Source organism: Streptomyces sp. NC-S4 (assembly GCF_054353315.1).
The window spans coordinates 8226589-8240623 of the sequence record NZ_CM135937.1 but is presented as its reverse complement, the minus strand read 5'-3'; the positions used below and the strand labels follow the sequence as shown (position 1 = coordinate 8240623).

13 protein-coding genes are annotated in these 14035 nt (G+C 74.2%); 6 read left to right on the top strand and 7 right to left on the bottom strand.

Annotated features, from left to right (window positions below; all coding sequences use genetic code 11):
• Window positions 1-196: 196 nt before the first annotated feature.
• From ACXNSR_RS36900 to ACXNSR_RS36890, 3 genes are all read left to right on the top strand, one after another.
• Window positions 197-1345 carry a hypothetical protein gene (locus tag ACXNSR_RS36900; RefSeq protein ID WP_458639695.1) on the top strand — a complete coding sequence of 383 codons (1149 nt, stop codon included), beginning with the start codon at window positions 197-199 and terminating at the stop codon, window positions 1343-1345.
• 96 nt (window positions 1346-1441) lie between these two features.
• The gene (locus tag ACXNSR_RS36895) at window positions 1442-2347 is read left to right on the top strand and encodes an SDR family oxidoreductase (RefSeq protein WP_458639694.1); all 906 of its coding nucleotides are present in this window, start codon (window positions 1442-1444) and stop codon (window positions 2345-2347) included.
• Window positions 2348-2383: 36 nt separating this feature from the next.
• Window positions 2384-3187, top strand: a complete 804-nt coding sequence (locus tag ACXNSR_RS36890) for a hypothetical protein (RefSeq protein WP_458639693.1) — start codon at window positions 2384-2386, stop codon at window positions 3185-3187.
• Here the strand turns inward: ACXNSR_RS36890 and ACXNSR_RS36885 are convergent.
• Complete coding sequence (locus tag ACXNSR_RS36885; RefSeq protein WP_458639692.1) at window positions 3174-4007, bottom strand: enoyl-CoA hydratase/isomerase family protein; 834 nt, start codon at window positions 4005-4007, stop codon at window positions 3174-3176. The genes ACXNSR_RS36890 and ACXNSR_RS36885 overlap by 14 nt on opposite strands.
• Window positions 4008-4079: 72 nt before the next feature.
• Window positions 4080-4841, bottom strand: a complete 762-nt coding sequence (locus tag ACXNSR_RS36880; protein WP_458639691.1) for a PIG-L deacetylase family protein — start codon at window positions 4839-4841, stop codon at window positions 4080-4082.
• A gap of 18 nt (window positions 4842-4859) precedes the next feature.
• Between ACXNSR_RS36880 and ACXNSR_RS36875 the strand changes: the two genes are divergently transcribed.
• On the top strand, window positions 4860-5651 hold the full coding sequence (locus ACXNSR_RS36875; protein WP_458639690.1) for an MBL fold metallo-hydrolase: 792 nt from the start codon (window positions 4860-4862) through the stop codon (window positions 5649-5651).
• A gap of 1 nt (window position 5652) precedes the next feature.
• On the opposite strand, the gene ACXNSR_RS36870 is transcribed toward ACXNSR_RS36875, so the two are convergent.
• The 3 genes from ACXNSR_RS36870 to ACXNSR_RS36860 all read right to left on the bottom strand — a co-directional run bounded on the left by ACXNSR_RS36870 (window position 5653) and on the right by ACXNSR_RS36860 (window position 9231).
• Entirely contained in the window at window positions 5653-6963 is a 1311-nt protein-coding gene (locus ACXNSR_RS36870) for an alpha/beta fold hydrolase (protein WP_458639689.1), read from the bottom strand.
• Between the two features lie 122 nt (window positions 6964-7085).
• Window positions 7086-8171, bottom strand: coding sequence for an S-(hydroxymethyl)mycothiol dehydrogenase (locus tag ACXNSR_RS36865; protein ID WP_314247657.1), 1086 nt, complete (start codon window positions 8169-8171; stop codon window positions 7086-7088).
• A 73-nt stretch (window positions 8172-8244) separates the two neighbouring features.
• On the bottom strand, window positions 8245-9231 hold the full coding sequence (locus tag ACXNSR_RS36860; RefSeq protein ID WP_458639688.1) for a LysR substrate-binding domain-containing protein: 987 nt from the start codon (window positions 9229-9231) through the stop codon (window positions 8245-8247).
• Window positions 9232-9302: 71 nt separating this feature from the next.
• Between ACXNSR_RS36860 and ACXNSR_RS36855 the strand changes: the two genes are divergently transcribed.
• A complete protein-coding gene (locus tag ACXNSR_RS36855) occupies window positions 9303-10211 on the top strand; it encodes a dihydrodipicolinate synthase family protein (protein ID WP_458639687.1) in 909 nt (302 codons plus the stop codon).
• 395 nt (window positions 10212-10606) lie between these two features.
• Complete coding sequence (locus ACXNSR_RS36850; RefSeq protein WP_458639686.1) at window positions 10607-11329, top strand: transglycosylase SLT domain-containing protein; 723 nt, start codon at window positions 10607-10609, stop codon at window positions 11327-11329.
• A gap of 25 nt (window positions 11330-11354) precedes the next feature.
• Here ACXNSR_RS36850 and ACXNSR_RS36845 read toward each other — a convergent pair whose 3' ends face one another.
• Together ACXNSR_RS36845 and ACXNSR_RS36840 are read right to left on the bottom strand one after the other, a co-directional pair.
• Window positions 11355-12260 carry a squalene/phytoene synthase family protein gene (locus ACXNSR_RS36845; RefSeq protein ID WP_458639685.1) on the bottom strand — a complete coding sequence of 302 codons (906 nt, stop codon included), beginning with the start codon at window positions 12258-12260 and terminating at the stop codon, window positions 11355-11357.
• Between the two features lie 50 nt (window positions 12261-12310).
• On the bottom strand, window positions 12311-14029 hold the full coding sequence (locus ACXNSR_RS36840; protein WP_458639684.1) for a serine/threonine-protein kinase: 1719 nt from the start codon (window positions 14027-14029) through the stop codon (window positions 12311-12313).
• Window positions 14030-14035 lie beyond the last annotated feature (6 nt).

Below are 14035 nucleotides of genomic sequence, written 5' to 3'. Positions count from 1 at the left end.
GTCGATGAACCACACGCTCCGCGCGCATACTAAGCGGTCGCTTGCCCTCCTGTGAACCATCGGTCGAGGTGGAGAACCATCCGGTCCGGATCAACACGCGTCATTCAGGCCACATCCGTCTCAAGATCAGGCAACATGTGGCGTGCACGTGTCATGACTCAACGGGGAACAGCACCTGTCCAGGGGGGACCACCACATGAGAAGAAGCATGTCCGCGGCCGGAGCCGCGATCGTTCTGGCGGGCCTGATCACCGCGGCCGGTCCGGCCTCGGCAGCGGGCACGGCGGCCTCCTGCACTCCGGGGATCGAGATCCTTCCGGGACTGCCCGGGTCGACGGGCTCCACCGCGGTGGGCTTCGGCACCGGCGGGACCGTGGTCGGCGACAGCGCCGGCCTGCCCGTCTACTGGACCGGCGCCGAGCACACGGTCCACCCTGTCCCGCTGCCCGCCGGCTTCGACCGCGGCAGCGTCAAGGCGGTCAGCGCCAAGGGCCTGATGGTGGGCACGGCCACCCGCACCTCGGACCAGTCCATGGTCGCGTTCACCCACCAGCAGGGCTCCACGACCTCCGAGCCGCTCGGCTCTCCGGGCCTGGAGGGACGTGTCTTCGACGTCGACGTCAACGAGTCGGGGCGGGTCGTCTACGCCGAGAAGGGCGTCGCCAAGGAGTGGGTGAACGGGAAGGTAGTGCGCGAACTGCCGGTCCCGGCCGACGCGATCGCCGGCAGCAAGGTCACCTCGCTGAGCGGCATCAACAAGCGCGGTGACATCCTCGGCACGGTCTCCGGCGCGTACTTCGACGCCGAGAACGACATCATGGTCACCAAGACCTTTCCGGTGGTCTGGCCGGCCGGCGGCTACCCGCCCTACAGCCTCGAGGTGTGGAACGGCTACCACTCCTCGTTCTCGACGGTCGGCCGGGACATCGACGACCGCGGCCGGGTGGTGGGCCTGGAGGACTACTACTACCGCAACGACCCGAAGCTGACCCCGGCCGTCTGGAAGAAGCCGTACGACGCGCTGCCCACCGACCCGGGCCGGGCCAAGGGCTACCACGACCTGGAGCTCTCCGGCAGCAGCCCGACCACGAACGTGGCCGTCGGCACGGCCACCAACTTCGAGGAGAGCTGGCCCAGTTTCTTCCAGGCCGTCTACTGGCCCGGCAAGGGGGAGCCGCTGGTGCTGCCCTTCCCTGCCGGAACCCCGGGCGTGCCGCTGAGCCGGGCCTTCGCGGCCACCGACGACGACCGCGTCGCCGGGATGATGACCGACCGGGAGACGCGCGAGAGCAAGGCCGTGGTCTGGACCTGCGCGAGCAAGCAGGCGTACGCCCCGAAGGGCTGACCGCCAGGGGTCGCGGACCCCGCTCCCGGGCCGGTGCGGCCGGTCCGCCCGGTCCGGGGGATGGCGATCTCGGCGCCCGCGCGCTATCGATGCCCCATGACGGACGAGATCCGGCGCGGGCTGCCCGCGCCCCCGGCGCTCGGCGCCGCCGCCCTGCCCTCCGGGACCTTCGAGGGCCAGGTGGTCCTCGTGACCGGCGGCGGCACCGGGCTGGGCAAGGCCATCGCCGCCGAGTTCGCCCGGCTCGGCGCCGATCTGGTGATCGCGAGCCGGCGCGCCGATCAGCTCAAGGCGGCGCGCGAGGAGTTGGCGGCCGTCCCCGGCGCGGGCCGGGTGACGGCCGCCGTCTGCGACATCAGGGATCCCGAGCGGGTCGCCGGGGTCTTCGACGCCGCGCAGGCCGCCTTCGGCCTGCCGGACGTACTGGTCAACAACGCGGCCGCGAACTTCCCCTCCCCGGCGGAGGACCTGTCGCCGAACGCCTGGCGGGCGGTCGTCGACATCACCCTGACGGGCACCTGGCTGATGACCCGCGAGTTCGGCCGCCGCCACCTCGCCGCGGGCACCGGCGGCTCGATCGTGAACATCGGCGCCTCGTACGCCTGGACGGGCGGGCCGGGCTTCGCCCACAGCGCCGCGGCCAAGGCCGGGGTGAAGAGCCTGGTGGAGACGCTCGCCGTCGAGTGGGGCCCGTACGGGATCCAGATCAACGGGCTCGTACCCGGGCTGTTCCCGCACGCCGACATGACCGAGGACATCCGGGGCGGCCTGGGGCGCGCCGCGCCCGGCGCGCGGGACGCCCGGCAGCCCGCCCTGCGCGTCGGCGCGCCGCGCGAACTGGGCTGGGCCGCCACCTTCCTGGCCTCGCCGTACGCCCGGTTCATCACCGGGCACACGCTGGTGGTGGACGGGGCGAACTGGCAGCGCCGGTCGGTGGTCAACCCCGAGGTGGTCCCGGTCCGCACGCAGCTGGGCCGCGGCCCCTTCACCCCCTCCCCCTGAACGCCGGCTGTCAGTGGGCGGTGCGAGGATCGGACCATGTCTCTCGCCGATCTGACCCTCGACCGCTGGCGCTCGCTCGACCCGGCCGCCGCCGGACGTCTCGCCCACGAGGCCGCCGCGCAGGTGGGCGGCCGGGTGGTGCTGCTCGACGCCGTCGGCCACCTGGGCGGGCCGCTGCACCGCGTACGCATCGAGCGCGGGGGGCGGGAGTTCGCCCTCGTGCCCGGCGGGACGGTGCGGCTGGGGTTCGACCCGGACGCCTGGGAGCCGACCCCCGCGCAGGCCGCCGACTTCGCGGCGAGCGTGGACGAGGGGTACGGGTACGGGCACGAGGACCTCAAGGCCTATCTCGCCGACGTACTGAGCCCGCCGCGCACCGCGACGCTGGCCACCGTGCTCATGGCCGTGGAGGACGAGGCCCTGACCGAGGAGGCGGCCGGGATGCCGGCCGCGCTCGCGGCGCAGGGGCTGCGGATGCCCGGCGCCGACGAGTGGGAGCACGCCTGCGGGGCCGGGGCCGGCACCCTGTTCCGGTGGGGGAACGAGTGCCCCCTGGACGAGCCGTCGTACGGGGGCGGCGCCGGCCCGCGGCACGAACCGAACGCCTTCGGGCTGCACATCGCCTACGACAGCTACGGCACGGAGCTGAGCGCGGACCCGGCCCGGGTGCACGGCGGCGACGGCGGGGAGGCCGTCTGCGGCGGGTACGGCGATCTGCTCGGCTGGCTGCCGCTGGCCACCGCCAACCGCAATCCGTACGCGGCCGAGTTCACGTACGGCCCGGACGGCGAGGGCATGTACGAGGAGTTCTCGACCCGGCCGGTGCTCAGCCTCCGCTGAAGCGCGGGGGCCTGCGGGCCGCCTTGGCGGTGTACCCCTCCCGGCAGTCCTCCGAGGTGAGGGTGAGGGCCGCCGTCATCGCCACCCGGTCGAGCGCCGAGGGGAGGGTGGCGTCGGCGTAGCCGTCGATCGCGCGCTTGATGCCCTGGACGGCGAGCGGCGCGTTGTCGGCGATCTCCCGCACCACGGCGCGGGCGGCGGCCTCCAGGTCCTCGCCGGGGACCACCAGCTGGACGAGGTGGAGCCGCTGTGCCGTCGCGGCGTCGATGCGCCGGCCCGTCAGGGCCAGGTACTTGGCCCAGCCCGCGCCCGCCTCGCGGGCGATGCGCAGGTCGCCGCCCGCGTCCACCGCCACCCCGAGCCCGGCCTCCGGGAGCGCGAAGACGGCGTCCTCGGCGGCCACCCGGACATCGGCCATCAGCGCCAGTTCGAATCCGAAGCCGAGGCAGTAGCCCTGGACGGCGGCCACCACCGGCTGCGGGAGGCGGGCGAGGACGGCGAACCGCTCGTGCACCCAGCGGATGCCCTCGTAGTAGTTGCGGGTGCGCTCGGCCGGGGAGTCGCCCGTGATGGCGCCGCCCGGGGCGGTCACGTCGATGCCCGCGCAGAAGGCCCGTCCCTCGGCCCGCAGCAGCACCGCCCGTACGGACGTGTCGAAGCGGATCCGGTCCGCGAGCAGGCCGAGCTGGCGGGTGGATTCCCAGCTCCAGCCGTTGAGCCGGTCCGGGCGGCACAGGGTGAGGACCGCGACGCCGTCCGCGGCCTCCAGCCTGATCCGCTCCTCACCCTCCGCGATCTCCGTGGAGATGGTGTCGATCACCGTGTCCCGCACCCCCGGCCCGATGGCTGACGACCCGCCGAACTGACGGATCGTCAGACTAGGGGCGGCCGGTCAGCGGGGGAAGACCTCGAACGCCACGGCCGGCCGGCCGCCGAACCGGGCCGCGGCCTGCTCGGCGTTCCCGGTGAGGAAGGTACGGACGTACTCCTCGGGGTCCTGGTCGGTGAGCACCTCGATGTACGCCTTGTGCTCCAGGAGGGACTTGATGGAGCGCTCCAGCCCGGGGCCGGCGTCCACCGCGTGCGTCGGGGTGGCGGATCCGGCGACCGCGACCCAGCGCACTCCGTTCCACGGCTCCAGGCCCTGCTCGGTCAGTTCGGGGAAGATCCAGCGGTTCCCGGCGTCCCCGGCCGCGTCCAGCACCGCCCGGCCGACGGCCTTGTGGTCGGGGGTGTTCCAGTAGCCGCCGCCCTGCGCGCCGCCCCACGTGTCGCGGTGGTTGAGGGTGACGATCAGCTCGGGCCGGTGCCGCCTGATGGCGGCGGCGATGTCCCGGCGCAGGCCGAGGCCGTACTCGACGACGCCGTCGCGGTAGTCCAGGAACTCCACCTCGGACACGCCGACGACCGCGGCGCTCGCCCGCTGCTCCGCCTCGCGCAGCGGACCGCAGTCGGCGGGGGCGATGCTGTCGATGCCCGCCTCGCCGCGCGTGGCGAGGAGGTAGACGAACTCCCGGCCCCCGTCCGTCCAGTGCGCGATGGCCGCGGCGCACCCGTACTCGAGGTCGTCGGGGTGGGCGACCACCGCGAGGGCGCGCGTCCAGTCGGTGGGCATGGGCTGCAAGGCGGGCTGCTGGTCAGGTTGTTCGGTCATGTCTCGCACAATAGGCGAATGGACCGACAGGGGCGGGTGGTGGCGCTGCTCGACGCCACGGGGATCTTCTTCGAGCCGGCCCGTACCGCCTTTCCGGAGGCGGGCGAGGCAGCGTGGGAGCGGGCCGGGGAGCTGGATCCGGGCGCGTCCGGGCCGGACGGGGCGTGGCGGCTGGACTTCCGGTGCTTCGCGATCGCCCGGCCCGGCGGCCGCTGGGTGCTGGTGGACGCCGGGGTCGGCCCGGCGCGGTCCCCCGCCGCGGCCTGGGCGCCGGTGCCGGGGCGGCTGCCGGAGGCCCTCGCGGTGGCCGGGATCGCCCCGGCCGACGTGGAGGCGGTGGTCCTGACCCACCTTCACGAGGACCACACGGGCTGGTCGTCGGGAGAGGACGGGGAACCCTTCTTCCCGGCGGCCCGGTACGTGGTGCAGCGCGCGGAGGTGGCCGGGCTGGACCGGGCGGACCCGGTGTGGGACTGGACGGTGGCGCCGCTGAGGGCGAGCGGGCAGCTGCACGAGGTGGCCGGTACCCACCGGCTGGCTCCCGGCATCACCCTGCTGCCGACGCCCGGGCACACCCCCGGGCACCAGTCGGTGCTGGTCGACCGGGGCGCCGGGGCCCGGGACGTGATGGTCACCGGGGACGTACTGGTGCACGCGGTGCAGCTGGCCGACCCGGCGGTGGCGTACTCCCACGAGCGCGACCGGGAGACCGCCCGGGCCTCCCGGGAGGACCTGCTGGCGCGGGCCCGTCGGCGCGGCGCCCTGCTGGCCACCGCGCACCTGACCCGCGCGTTCGTGGAGCCCGGCTGACTCAGGCCTCGTCGCGGACCAGGGACAGCAGGCGGTCCAGGACGCGGGTGCCGCCCGCGCGGATGCCGTCGTGCTCGAACTCGTCCGTCACCCAGGTCCGCAGACCCCGGACGGACCGGGCCGTCTCCAGCGAGTGCGCGGTGTCCACGTACATGTCGTCGTGGTAGACGGCGGCGGCCACCGGCACCTCGTTGGCGGCCAGGCGTGCCGGATCGTAGAGCGGCTGCCAGCCGGTGCGGGCGGCCAGCAGGTCCGCGGTCTCGCGCAGCGGGGCGAGGGACGGGTCGGTGGTGAAGTGCCAGGGGTGGATGGTCTCGCCGGTGAAGAGCAGCGGCTCGTCGCCCGCGAGGGTCTTGCCCGCGTCGAAGCCGGGGTGGCCGGCTCGTACCCGTTCGGCGGCCCAGGCGGTGGGAGCGGCGGGGTCCTGGGCGTAGATCGCTTCGTGGACCAGTGCGTAGAGGGGGTGCCCGGCGAAGGAGAGCTCGGCGCGGACGTTCTCCAGGAAGGCGTCGGAGAGGGCGGGTCCGGCGGGGGTCGGTACGAAGGCGTCCTCCAGCAGGTAATGGAGCCGGTGACTGCCGTCGCCCCCGCCGAGGAGGATGCCGAGGGACTGGAAGCCCTCGACGGTGAGGCGGTGGCCGCCGGGGAGTTCCGCCGGGCGCTCCGCGAGGTGGGCGGCGATCGCGCGGGCGCGCTCGACGTCCATCGGGTACCGGGCGTAGTGGGCCCGGTTCTTGCGTTCGATGCGGGGGTACGCGGCCTCGTAGACCTCGTCGGCGCCGGCGGTCAGGGACGGGAGGCCGCCGGTGATCAGGGCGGCGGTGAGGCCTTCGGGCGCGGTGGAGAGGTAGTGGGTGGTGCAGAAGCCGCCGAAGCTCTGGCCGAGCACGGTCCAGGGCGCACCGCCGGTCAGGCCGGGGCGGATGGCCTCGGCGTCGCGCACGATGGAGTCGGCGCGGAAGTGGGCGAGGTACTCCGCCTGCTGGGCGGGGCCGCCGCGCAGGGGCAGGGTCTGCCGGTTCACCGGGGTGGAGCGGCCGGTTCCGCGCTGGTCCAGGAGCAGCACCCGGTACTCGGTCAGCGCGCGCTCCAGCCAGGCCTGGCGGCCGACGAAGCGGCGGGCGCCGAAGCCGGGACCGCCCTCCAGGTAGAGCAGCCAGGGCAGCGCCTCGGGGTCCTTGCCCGCGGCCACGACCTCGCGGGCGTACAGCTCGATCCGCTCCCCGTCCGGGCGGGCGTGGTCCAGGGGGACGGAGAACCGGTGGTCGGTGAGGACCGTGCCGGGCTGGCGGTAGCTGTGTGCGACGGTCACGGACGGCCCCCAGGGGTACGAGGTAGTGGGCGACGAAGGGCCGCGCCCCGGCCGGGTTCCGGCGGGGCGCGGGGTGTGGTGCGAGTCTAGGTGGACCCGATCCGGCGGGGTCCGCCCGGAGGTCAGAACTCGACGACCGAGCGGAGGACCTCGCCGCGTTCCATGCGCGCGAAGGCGTCCTCGACGCCGTCGAGCGGGATGGTCTCGGAGACGAAGGCGTCCAGGTCGAGCCGGCCCTGCAGGTAGAGGTCGATCAGGAGCGGGAAGTCGCGCTCGGGCAGGCAGTCCCCGTACCAGGAGGACTTCAGGGCGCCGCCGCGGCCGAAGACGTCGAGGAGCGGGAGTTCGAGCTTCATCTCCGGGGTCGGTACGCCCACCAGGACGACCGTCCCGGCCAGGTCGCGGGCGTAGAAGGCCTGCTGGTAGGTCTCGGGGCGGCCCACGGCGTCGATGACCACGTCCGCGCCGTTGCCGCCGGTCAGGGCCTGGACGGCCTTGACCACGTCTTCCGTGCGCCCGTTGACGGTGTGGGTGGCGCCGAGGCCCCGGGCCCACTCCAGCTTCCGGTCGTCCAGGTCCACCGCGATGATCCGCGAGGCGCCCGCGAGGCGGGCTCCGGCCACGGCCGCGTTGCCCACTCCCCCGCAGCCGATGACGGCGACGGAGTCGCCCCGGCCGACGTTGCCGGTGTTCAGGGCGGCGCCGAGGCCGGCCATCACTCCGCAGCCGAGGAGTCCGGCGGCGGCCGGGGCCGCGGCCGGGTCCACCTTGGTGCACTGGCCGGCCGCGACCAGGGTCTTCTCGGCGAAGGCGCCGATGCCGAGGGCCGGGGAGAGCGGGGTGCCGTCCTCCAGGGTCATGGGCTGGGTGGCGTTGTGCGTGGCGAAGCAGTACCAGGGGCGTCCGCGCTTGCAGGCGCGACAGGTGCCGCACACCGCGCGCCAGTTGAGGATCACGAAGTCGCCGGGGGCCACGGAGGTGACGTCCGGGCCGACCGATTCGACGACTCCGGCGGCCTCGTGGCCGAGCAGGAAGGGGAACTCGTCGTTGATGCCGCCCTCACGGTAGTGCAGGTCGGTGTGGCAGACCCCGCAGGCCTGCACCCGGACGAGGGCCTCGCCGGGTCCCGGGTCGGGCACGAGGATCGTCGTCGTCTCCACCGGTGCGCCCTTGCTCCGGGCGATGACCCCTCGTACGCGATGCGTCACGTCGTACCCCGCTCTGATCGTATCCGTCTGGATCAACGAACGTACACGGACGGCACGCGGTACGGGAGTTGTGTCACGTTCCGGCGCGCGACCCGGCCAGATCCGGTGGTACGGCGGCCCGAACTGCGGTGCCGAAGGCCGCCACGGCCGGGTGCGCGCCGGCTCCGCTGCGGAAGGCGAGCCGGGTGCGGCGCTCCATGAGCAGGCGGGTGAGGCGTACGGCCGGATCGGGCGGGCCCGTGACCCCGAGCTGCGGTACGACGGCCACCCCCTGGCCCGCCGCGACGAGGGCGAGCACGGTGGCGAACTCGTCGACCTGGTGGCGGACCCGCGGGGTGAATCCGGCGGCCTGGCAGGCCCGGAGGGTCATGGCGTGGCAGAGGGTGCCGGGGGTGGCGGTGATCCAGGGCGCCCGGGCGTGTCTGCGCAGGACCGCGCCCTGGTCGGACCCCTCGGACTCGGCGGTTCCCCCGGACTCGGCGGGCTCCCCGGACTCGGCGGTTCCACCGGGCGGGACGGGGCTCTCGGCGGCGGGCGCGGCCAGGTACATCGCCTCGGCGTAGAGCGGTTCGGTGGCCAGGCCCGGCTCGGGCCCGGCGGGCACGAAGTCGTACTCGTGCACCAGGGCCACGTCCAGGTCCCCGGCTCGCAGGGCGTGCGCCACCGCCGCGGGGTCCGTCTCAGAGACCATCGGCTCCAGCCCCGGGTGGCGCCGGGCGAGGGCGGTCAGCGCGGCCGGGACGATGGCCCGGGTGGCGGTGGGGAAGGCTCCGATGCGCAGGGCTCCGGCCAGGCCCCCGCGCGCTTCGGCGAGGTCGGCGTCGGCCCGTTCCAGCCGTTCGAGGACCGCTTCGGCGTGTCCGACCAGGTTCTGGCCGGCCGGGGTGAGGCGGACCCCGCGGCCGGTGCGCTCCAGCAGGGGCAGGCCGGCCTCCCGTTCGAGGACGCCGAGCTGCTGGGAGACCGCCGAAGGGCTGAAGCTGAGGGCCTCGGCGACGGCGGCGATGGTGCCGCGGCGGGCGAGTTCGCGCAGCAGGCGCAGGCGTCGTACATCGAGCATCGGCTCAGCTTACGGGTCGGGTAAGAAAAGCGAACTGGATTTGATCCTTCGGGCAGGCAAGGCTCGGGGGCATGGCACAGGACATCGCAGAGAACCTCCCGTCGCACGGGATCCACGTACCGCTGATCACTCCTTTCACCCGCACCGGGGAGGTCGCCTCCGAGGCGCTGGAGGCGCTGGCCCACGAGGTGCTCGACGCGGGCGCCGCCGGCATCGTCGCGCTCGGCACCACCGCGGAGGCGGCCGCTCTCGACGAGGCGGAGCGCGACCTCGTCACGGCGGTGTGCGCCCGGGTCTGCGGGGAGCGGGGCGCAGCGCTGACCGTCGGCGCGGGGGCCGGCGGCACCCGCGCCGCCGAGGCCTCGCTGGCCCGGCTGGCCCGGTGGCCGGAGGTGCGGGCGGCGCTGGTGACCGTGCCGCCGTTCGTCCGGCCCGCGGCCGCCGGGGTGCTGGCGCACTTCGCGCGGCTGTCCGAGGTGAGCCCGGTACCGCTGATCGTCTACCACATCCCGTACCGGACGGGGCAGCCCCTGGACGCGGCCGCGCTGCGGGCGCTCGGGGCCCTGCCGGGGGTCGTCGGCGTGAAGTACGCGGGCGGCGGCATCGGCGAGGACGCGGTGGCGCTGCTCGGCGACCTGCCGGCCGGGTTCGAGGTGCTGGCCGGTGACGACGCGTACCTGTCCCCGCTGCTGGCGATGGGTGCGGTGGGCGGGATCCTGGCCTCGGCACATCTGGCGACGGAGCGCTTCGTGGAGCTGGCCGCCGCCTGGCGGGAGGGCGACGTGGCCCGGGCGCGGCCGCTGGGGCACGCGCTGGCCCGGATGTCGGCGGCGGCGTTCGCCGAGCCCAATCCGGCGGTGGTCAAGGGCGTCCTGCACGCCCAGGGGCGGATCCCGACCCCGGACGTCCGGCTGCCCCTGCTGCCGGCCTCGCCGGGGGCGGTGGCGGCCCTGACGGCCGCCCTGGGCCGGCTGGCGTGACACCGGGGCGCACAGCGGTCGAAATTCCGCCGGAAAGAGTCCTGGATGGGCGATTTGACACCTAAGGGCGAGTCGCCCGAATGAGGCGCTTAGCGGGCGGACTTGACCGTATTGGCCGTCCGGCCGGCGACCCGTGATGTGAGACACACCGGACATCTCAACATCATTTCCGACAGACAGCCGATTCCCTTTTCCCGGAAAGGGAATCGGCTATTGCGCCGATACCCCTTCAAGGTCATTTACCCGACCGATAGCGAGATGTCGATCTATCGGTGGAATTCGGGTCTTGTTCCCGCGCGGCGGGCTCGCCTACGGTCACCTCGTTCCTGGTGGTCAGCTGCCGAATACGGCCCCCCGCCCGGGATCTCCCGTCCCCCCACGTGAGGAATTCCGCCATGCCTGCAAAGGGTAAGCACCGTCGGCCGAAGCACCACCGGATCACCCGCAGGCTGGCGCTCGCCGGCACCAGTGGCGCGGCCCTCACTCTCCCGCTGATCAGTGCGACCACCGCCGGGGCGGTGGAGACGGCCGCCGCCCCCACGACGTATTCCGTGGTCGCGGGCGACACCCTTTCGGAGATCGCGGCGAAGCACTCCGTGAGCGGCGGCTGGCAGCAGCTCTACGCGGCGAACCGGAGCGTCGTCGGTGACAACCCGTCGATCATCAGACCCGGCATCAAGCTGCAGCTCGGCACCCAGGCGGAGCCCGACCGTGCGAGCAGGTCCGCCGCCCGGACCACCCTCGCGCCCGCCGCCAAACCCGCTGCCAAGCCCGCCGCCAAGCCCGCCACCGCCTACCCGAACAATCTCGACGGGTGGATCCGCGAGTCCCTCGCGGTCATGGCCAAGCACGGTATTCCCGGCTCCTACAACGGAATTCACCGCAATGTGATGCGGGAGTCCTCGGGCAATCCGCTGGCGATCAACAACTGGGACATCAACGCCCGGAACGGCATCCCGTCCAAGGGACTGCTCCAGGTCATCGATCCGACGTTCCGCGCCTACCACGTGCCCGGCACCTCGACGAACTCCTACGACCCGGTCGCCAACATCACCGCCGCCTGCAACTACGCGGCCGCGCGGTACGGCTCGATCGACAACGTCAACGGGGCCTACTGAGAAACCGGGGAACTCCCGCGCCGGTTCACACCAGGCGACGGCGGGCGGCGCGGACGAGGATCCGCAGGGGCGCCGCCACGCCGTAGCCGATGTCCCGGCGCAGGGCGGCGGCACCCGCCCGCTCCACGGCGGTCAGCTGGTGCGCCATCAGCTCCGTCATGGTCGCGATGACGGGACGCAGCCCGGGTTCGGCGAGGCCGCCGATGCCGCGGGCGGCGTCCAGGGCCGCACGGGCCCGCCGGCACTCGGCGGCCAGGAGGGCGCGTACGGCCGGGGTGTCGCGGGCCTGTTCCAGGTCGGACCGGGTCACCCGGTGCTCGTCGAGCCGGGCGCGCGGGATGCAGAGCCGGCCGTCCGCGAGGTCGCCGTGGAGATCGGCGAGGAAGTCCACGCGCTGGGCGGCGTCGACGAACCGCCGCCAGCCCGCGGCCTGTTCCGGGTCGGGGCCGCCCTGGTACTGCAGCCCGGTGAAGACCAGCACCCCGGGCCACGCGTAGGCGTCGAGGTACGCCTGGAAGTCCTCCTCCGCGGCGAAGCCGTCGAAGGCGGCCTCTGCGGTGGCGGCGCCTCGCAGGAAGCGGGAGACCCAGTGCCGGGGCAGGGCCCGGGAGTCCACCGCGTGCGCGTAGGCCCGCAGCAGGGGGTCGGGGCTGTCCCCGGACTCCAGGGCCGCCTCCACCCGCTCGGACAACGCGGCGAGACCGGCGGCCCGCTGCTGCGGGGTGCCGGTCTCGGCGACGTCGTCGACCAGGTTCATGAAGGCGAGACCCGCCGCGAGAGCGGGCACCAGCGGCGGCGCGGCGAGCAGCCGCAGCGCCAGGTACGGGGCGGGCTCACGGCGGAGCACCCGGCGCGCGGCGTGGGTGTAGTCGTCGCGCAGCCGGGGGCCGGATATGCCGGCCCCCGTGAGGGTGGTGCGCCAACTGGGCATGGTCGTACTCCTGAACGCGTCGGACCGTACGTGCGTACGGGTAGACGATGTCAGAGCTTGGTGACCTTCTTGACCTTGCCGTCGATCCCGGCGAGCACGTAGCCGCCGCGACCGTACTCGTCGGTGATGTAGGGCCGCATGCAGGGGACCTGGTCCATCATCCAGGGTTCGACGATCACGTAGGTCGAGGTCGGCTTCTCGACGCCCAGGTCCTTCTTGGACTGCTCCAGCAGGCCGGGCAGCGCGTCCCAGTTGACGGTGGCCATGTCGATCAGCGGCTCGCCCTCCTCGACCGTGCCGTCCGGGCCGGTGCGCTTGGCGGCACCGTCGCGGTACTGCCAGGCGTCGACGGTATCGGCGCCGGGGGCGGTGGGGATCGAGGCGAGGACGTAGCCCTCGTAGACCTTGAGGTCCACGAAGGTGGTGGTGCCGGTCTTCTCCTTGAGCGCGTCCAGGGCGATCCGGATGTTCTGCGGGGTGAGCATGCTGCCGCGAGCCGTGTCGGTCTTGGCAGTGCTCGCCTTCGCACCGGGGGTGGCGGCGGCGGTGCCGCCCGGGGTGGCGACGGCGGGCCGGGTGGCACGGGAGTCGGCGGCGTCGTCGCCCCCGGAGTTCCCGTCGGGAATCAACTGGACGATCCCGACGACCGCGGCCGCCAGCACCACGGTGAGGGCGGCGCCGATCAGGGCGGGGCGCCTGCGCGGTGCGGGCGTCAGCGCGACGGCCGCGGTGGGGGCCGCGTAGGGGGAGGCGCCGTGGCCGTACGGCGGCGGGGTGGGCGAGCCGTACGGGCCGCCGTACGGGCCGTACTGCCCCGGGACGGCGGACGCGGCCGGCGCGGTCGGCGCGGAGACCGCCGGTGCGGACACGGCCGGCGCGGCGGCGACCGGCGTGGAGGCCGCAGGCCCGTAGCCGGATCCGGAAGCGGCGCTCGCCTCCCGGAGCAGTTGTTCCAGCTGCGCCCCGTCGGGCCGCGCGGCCGGGTCCCGGACGAGCAGCCGTTCCAGTACGGGCCCCAGCGGGCCCGAGCGCACGGGCGCCGGGATGGGCTCGTCGAGCACCGCGACGACCGTCGCCAGACTGGTGGCCCGGCGCAGCGGGTTGGTGCCCTCGGCGGCCACGTACAGGAGCATGCCGAGCGACCACAGGTCGGAGGCGGCCAGCCCCTCCTCCCCGCGGACCCGCTCGGGCGCGATGTACTCCGGGGAGCCGATCAGCACGCCGGTCGCGGTGAGTCCGGTGGAGTCGTGCAGCGCGGCGATGCCGAAGTCGGTCAGCACGGCCGACCCGTCGGGGCGCAGCAGCACGTTGGCGGGCTTCACGTCACGGTGCAGGATCCCCTCGGCGTGCGCGGCGCGCAGCGCGGACAGCACGTCGAGGCCGAGCCGCACCACCTCGGCGGGCGGCATGGGGCCGGACTCCAGACGGTCGTGCAGGGAGCCGCCCCGGACCATCTCCATGACGATCCACGGGTGCCCGTCCGTGCCCTCCGCGGGCTCGACGATGTGGTGGATCGTCACGACGTGGGGGTGGGCGAGACGCGCGAGGGCCCGGGCCTCGCGGACGGCGCGTTCGCGCATCTGGTCCGCGAGGCCCGGCTGGGCCGCGGCGGTGGCCGGGTCCGGCGGGCGCACCTCCTTGAGCGCGACCTCACGATGCAGGGCGATGTCGCGGGCGCGCCACACCGTGCCCATGCCCCCGCTGCCCAAGGGGGCGACCAGCTCGAAACGGCCGTCGATCAGCTGTCTGCCGGCCTCACTCTTATCCATGGCCGC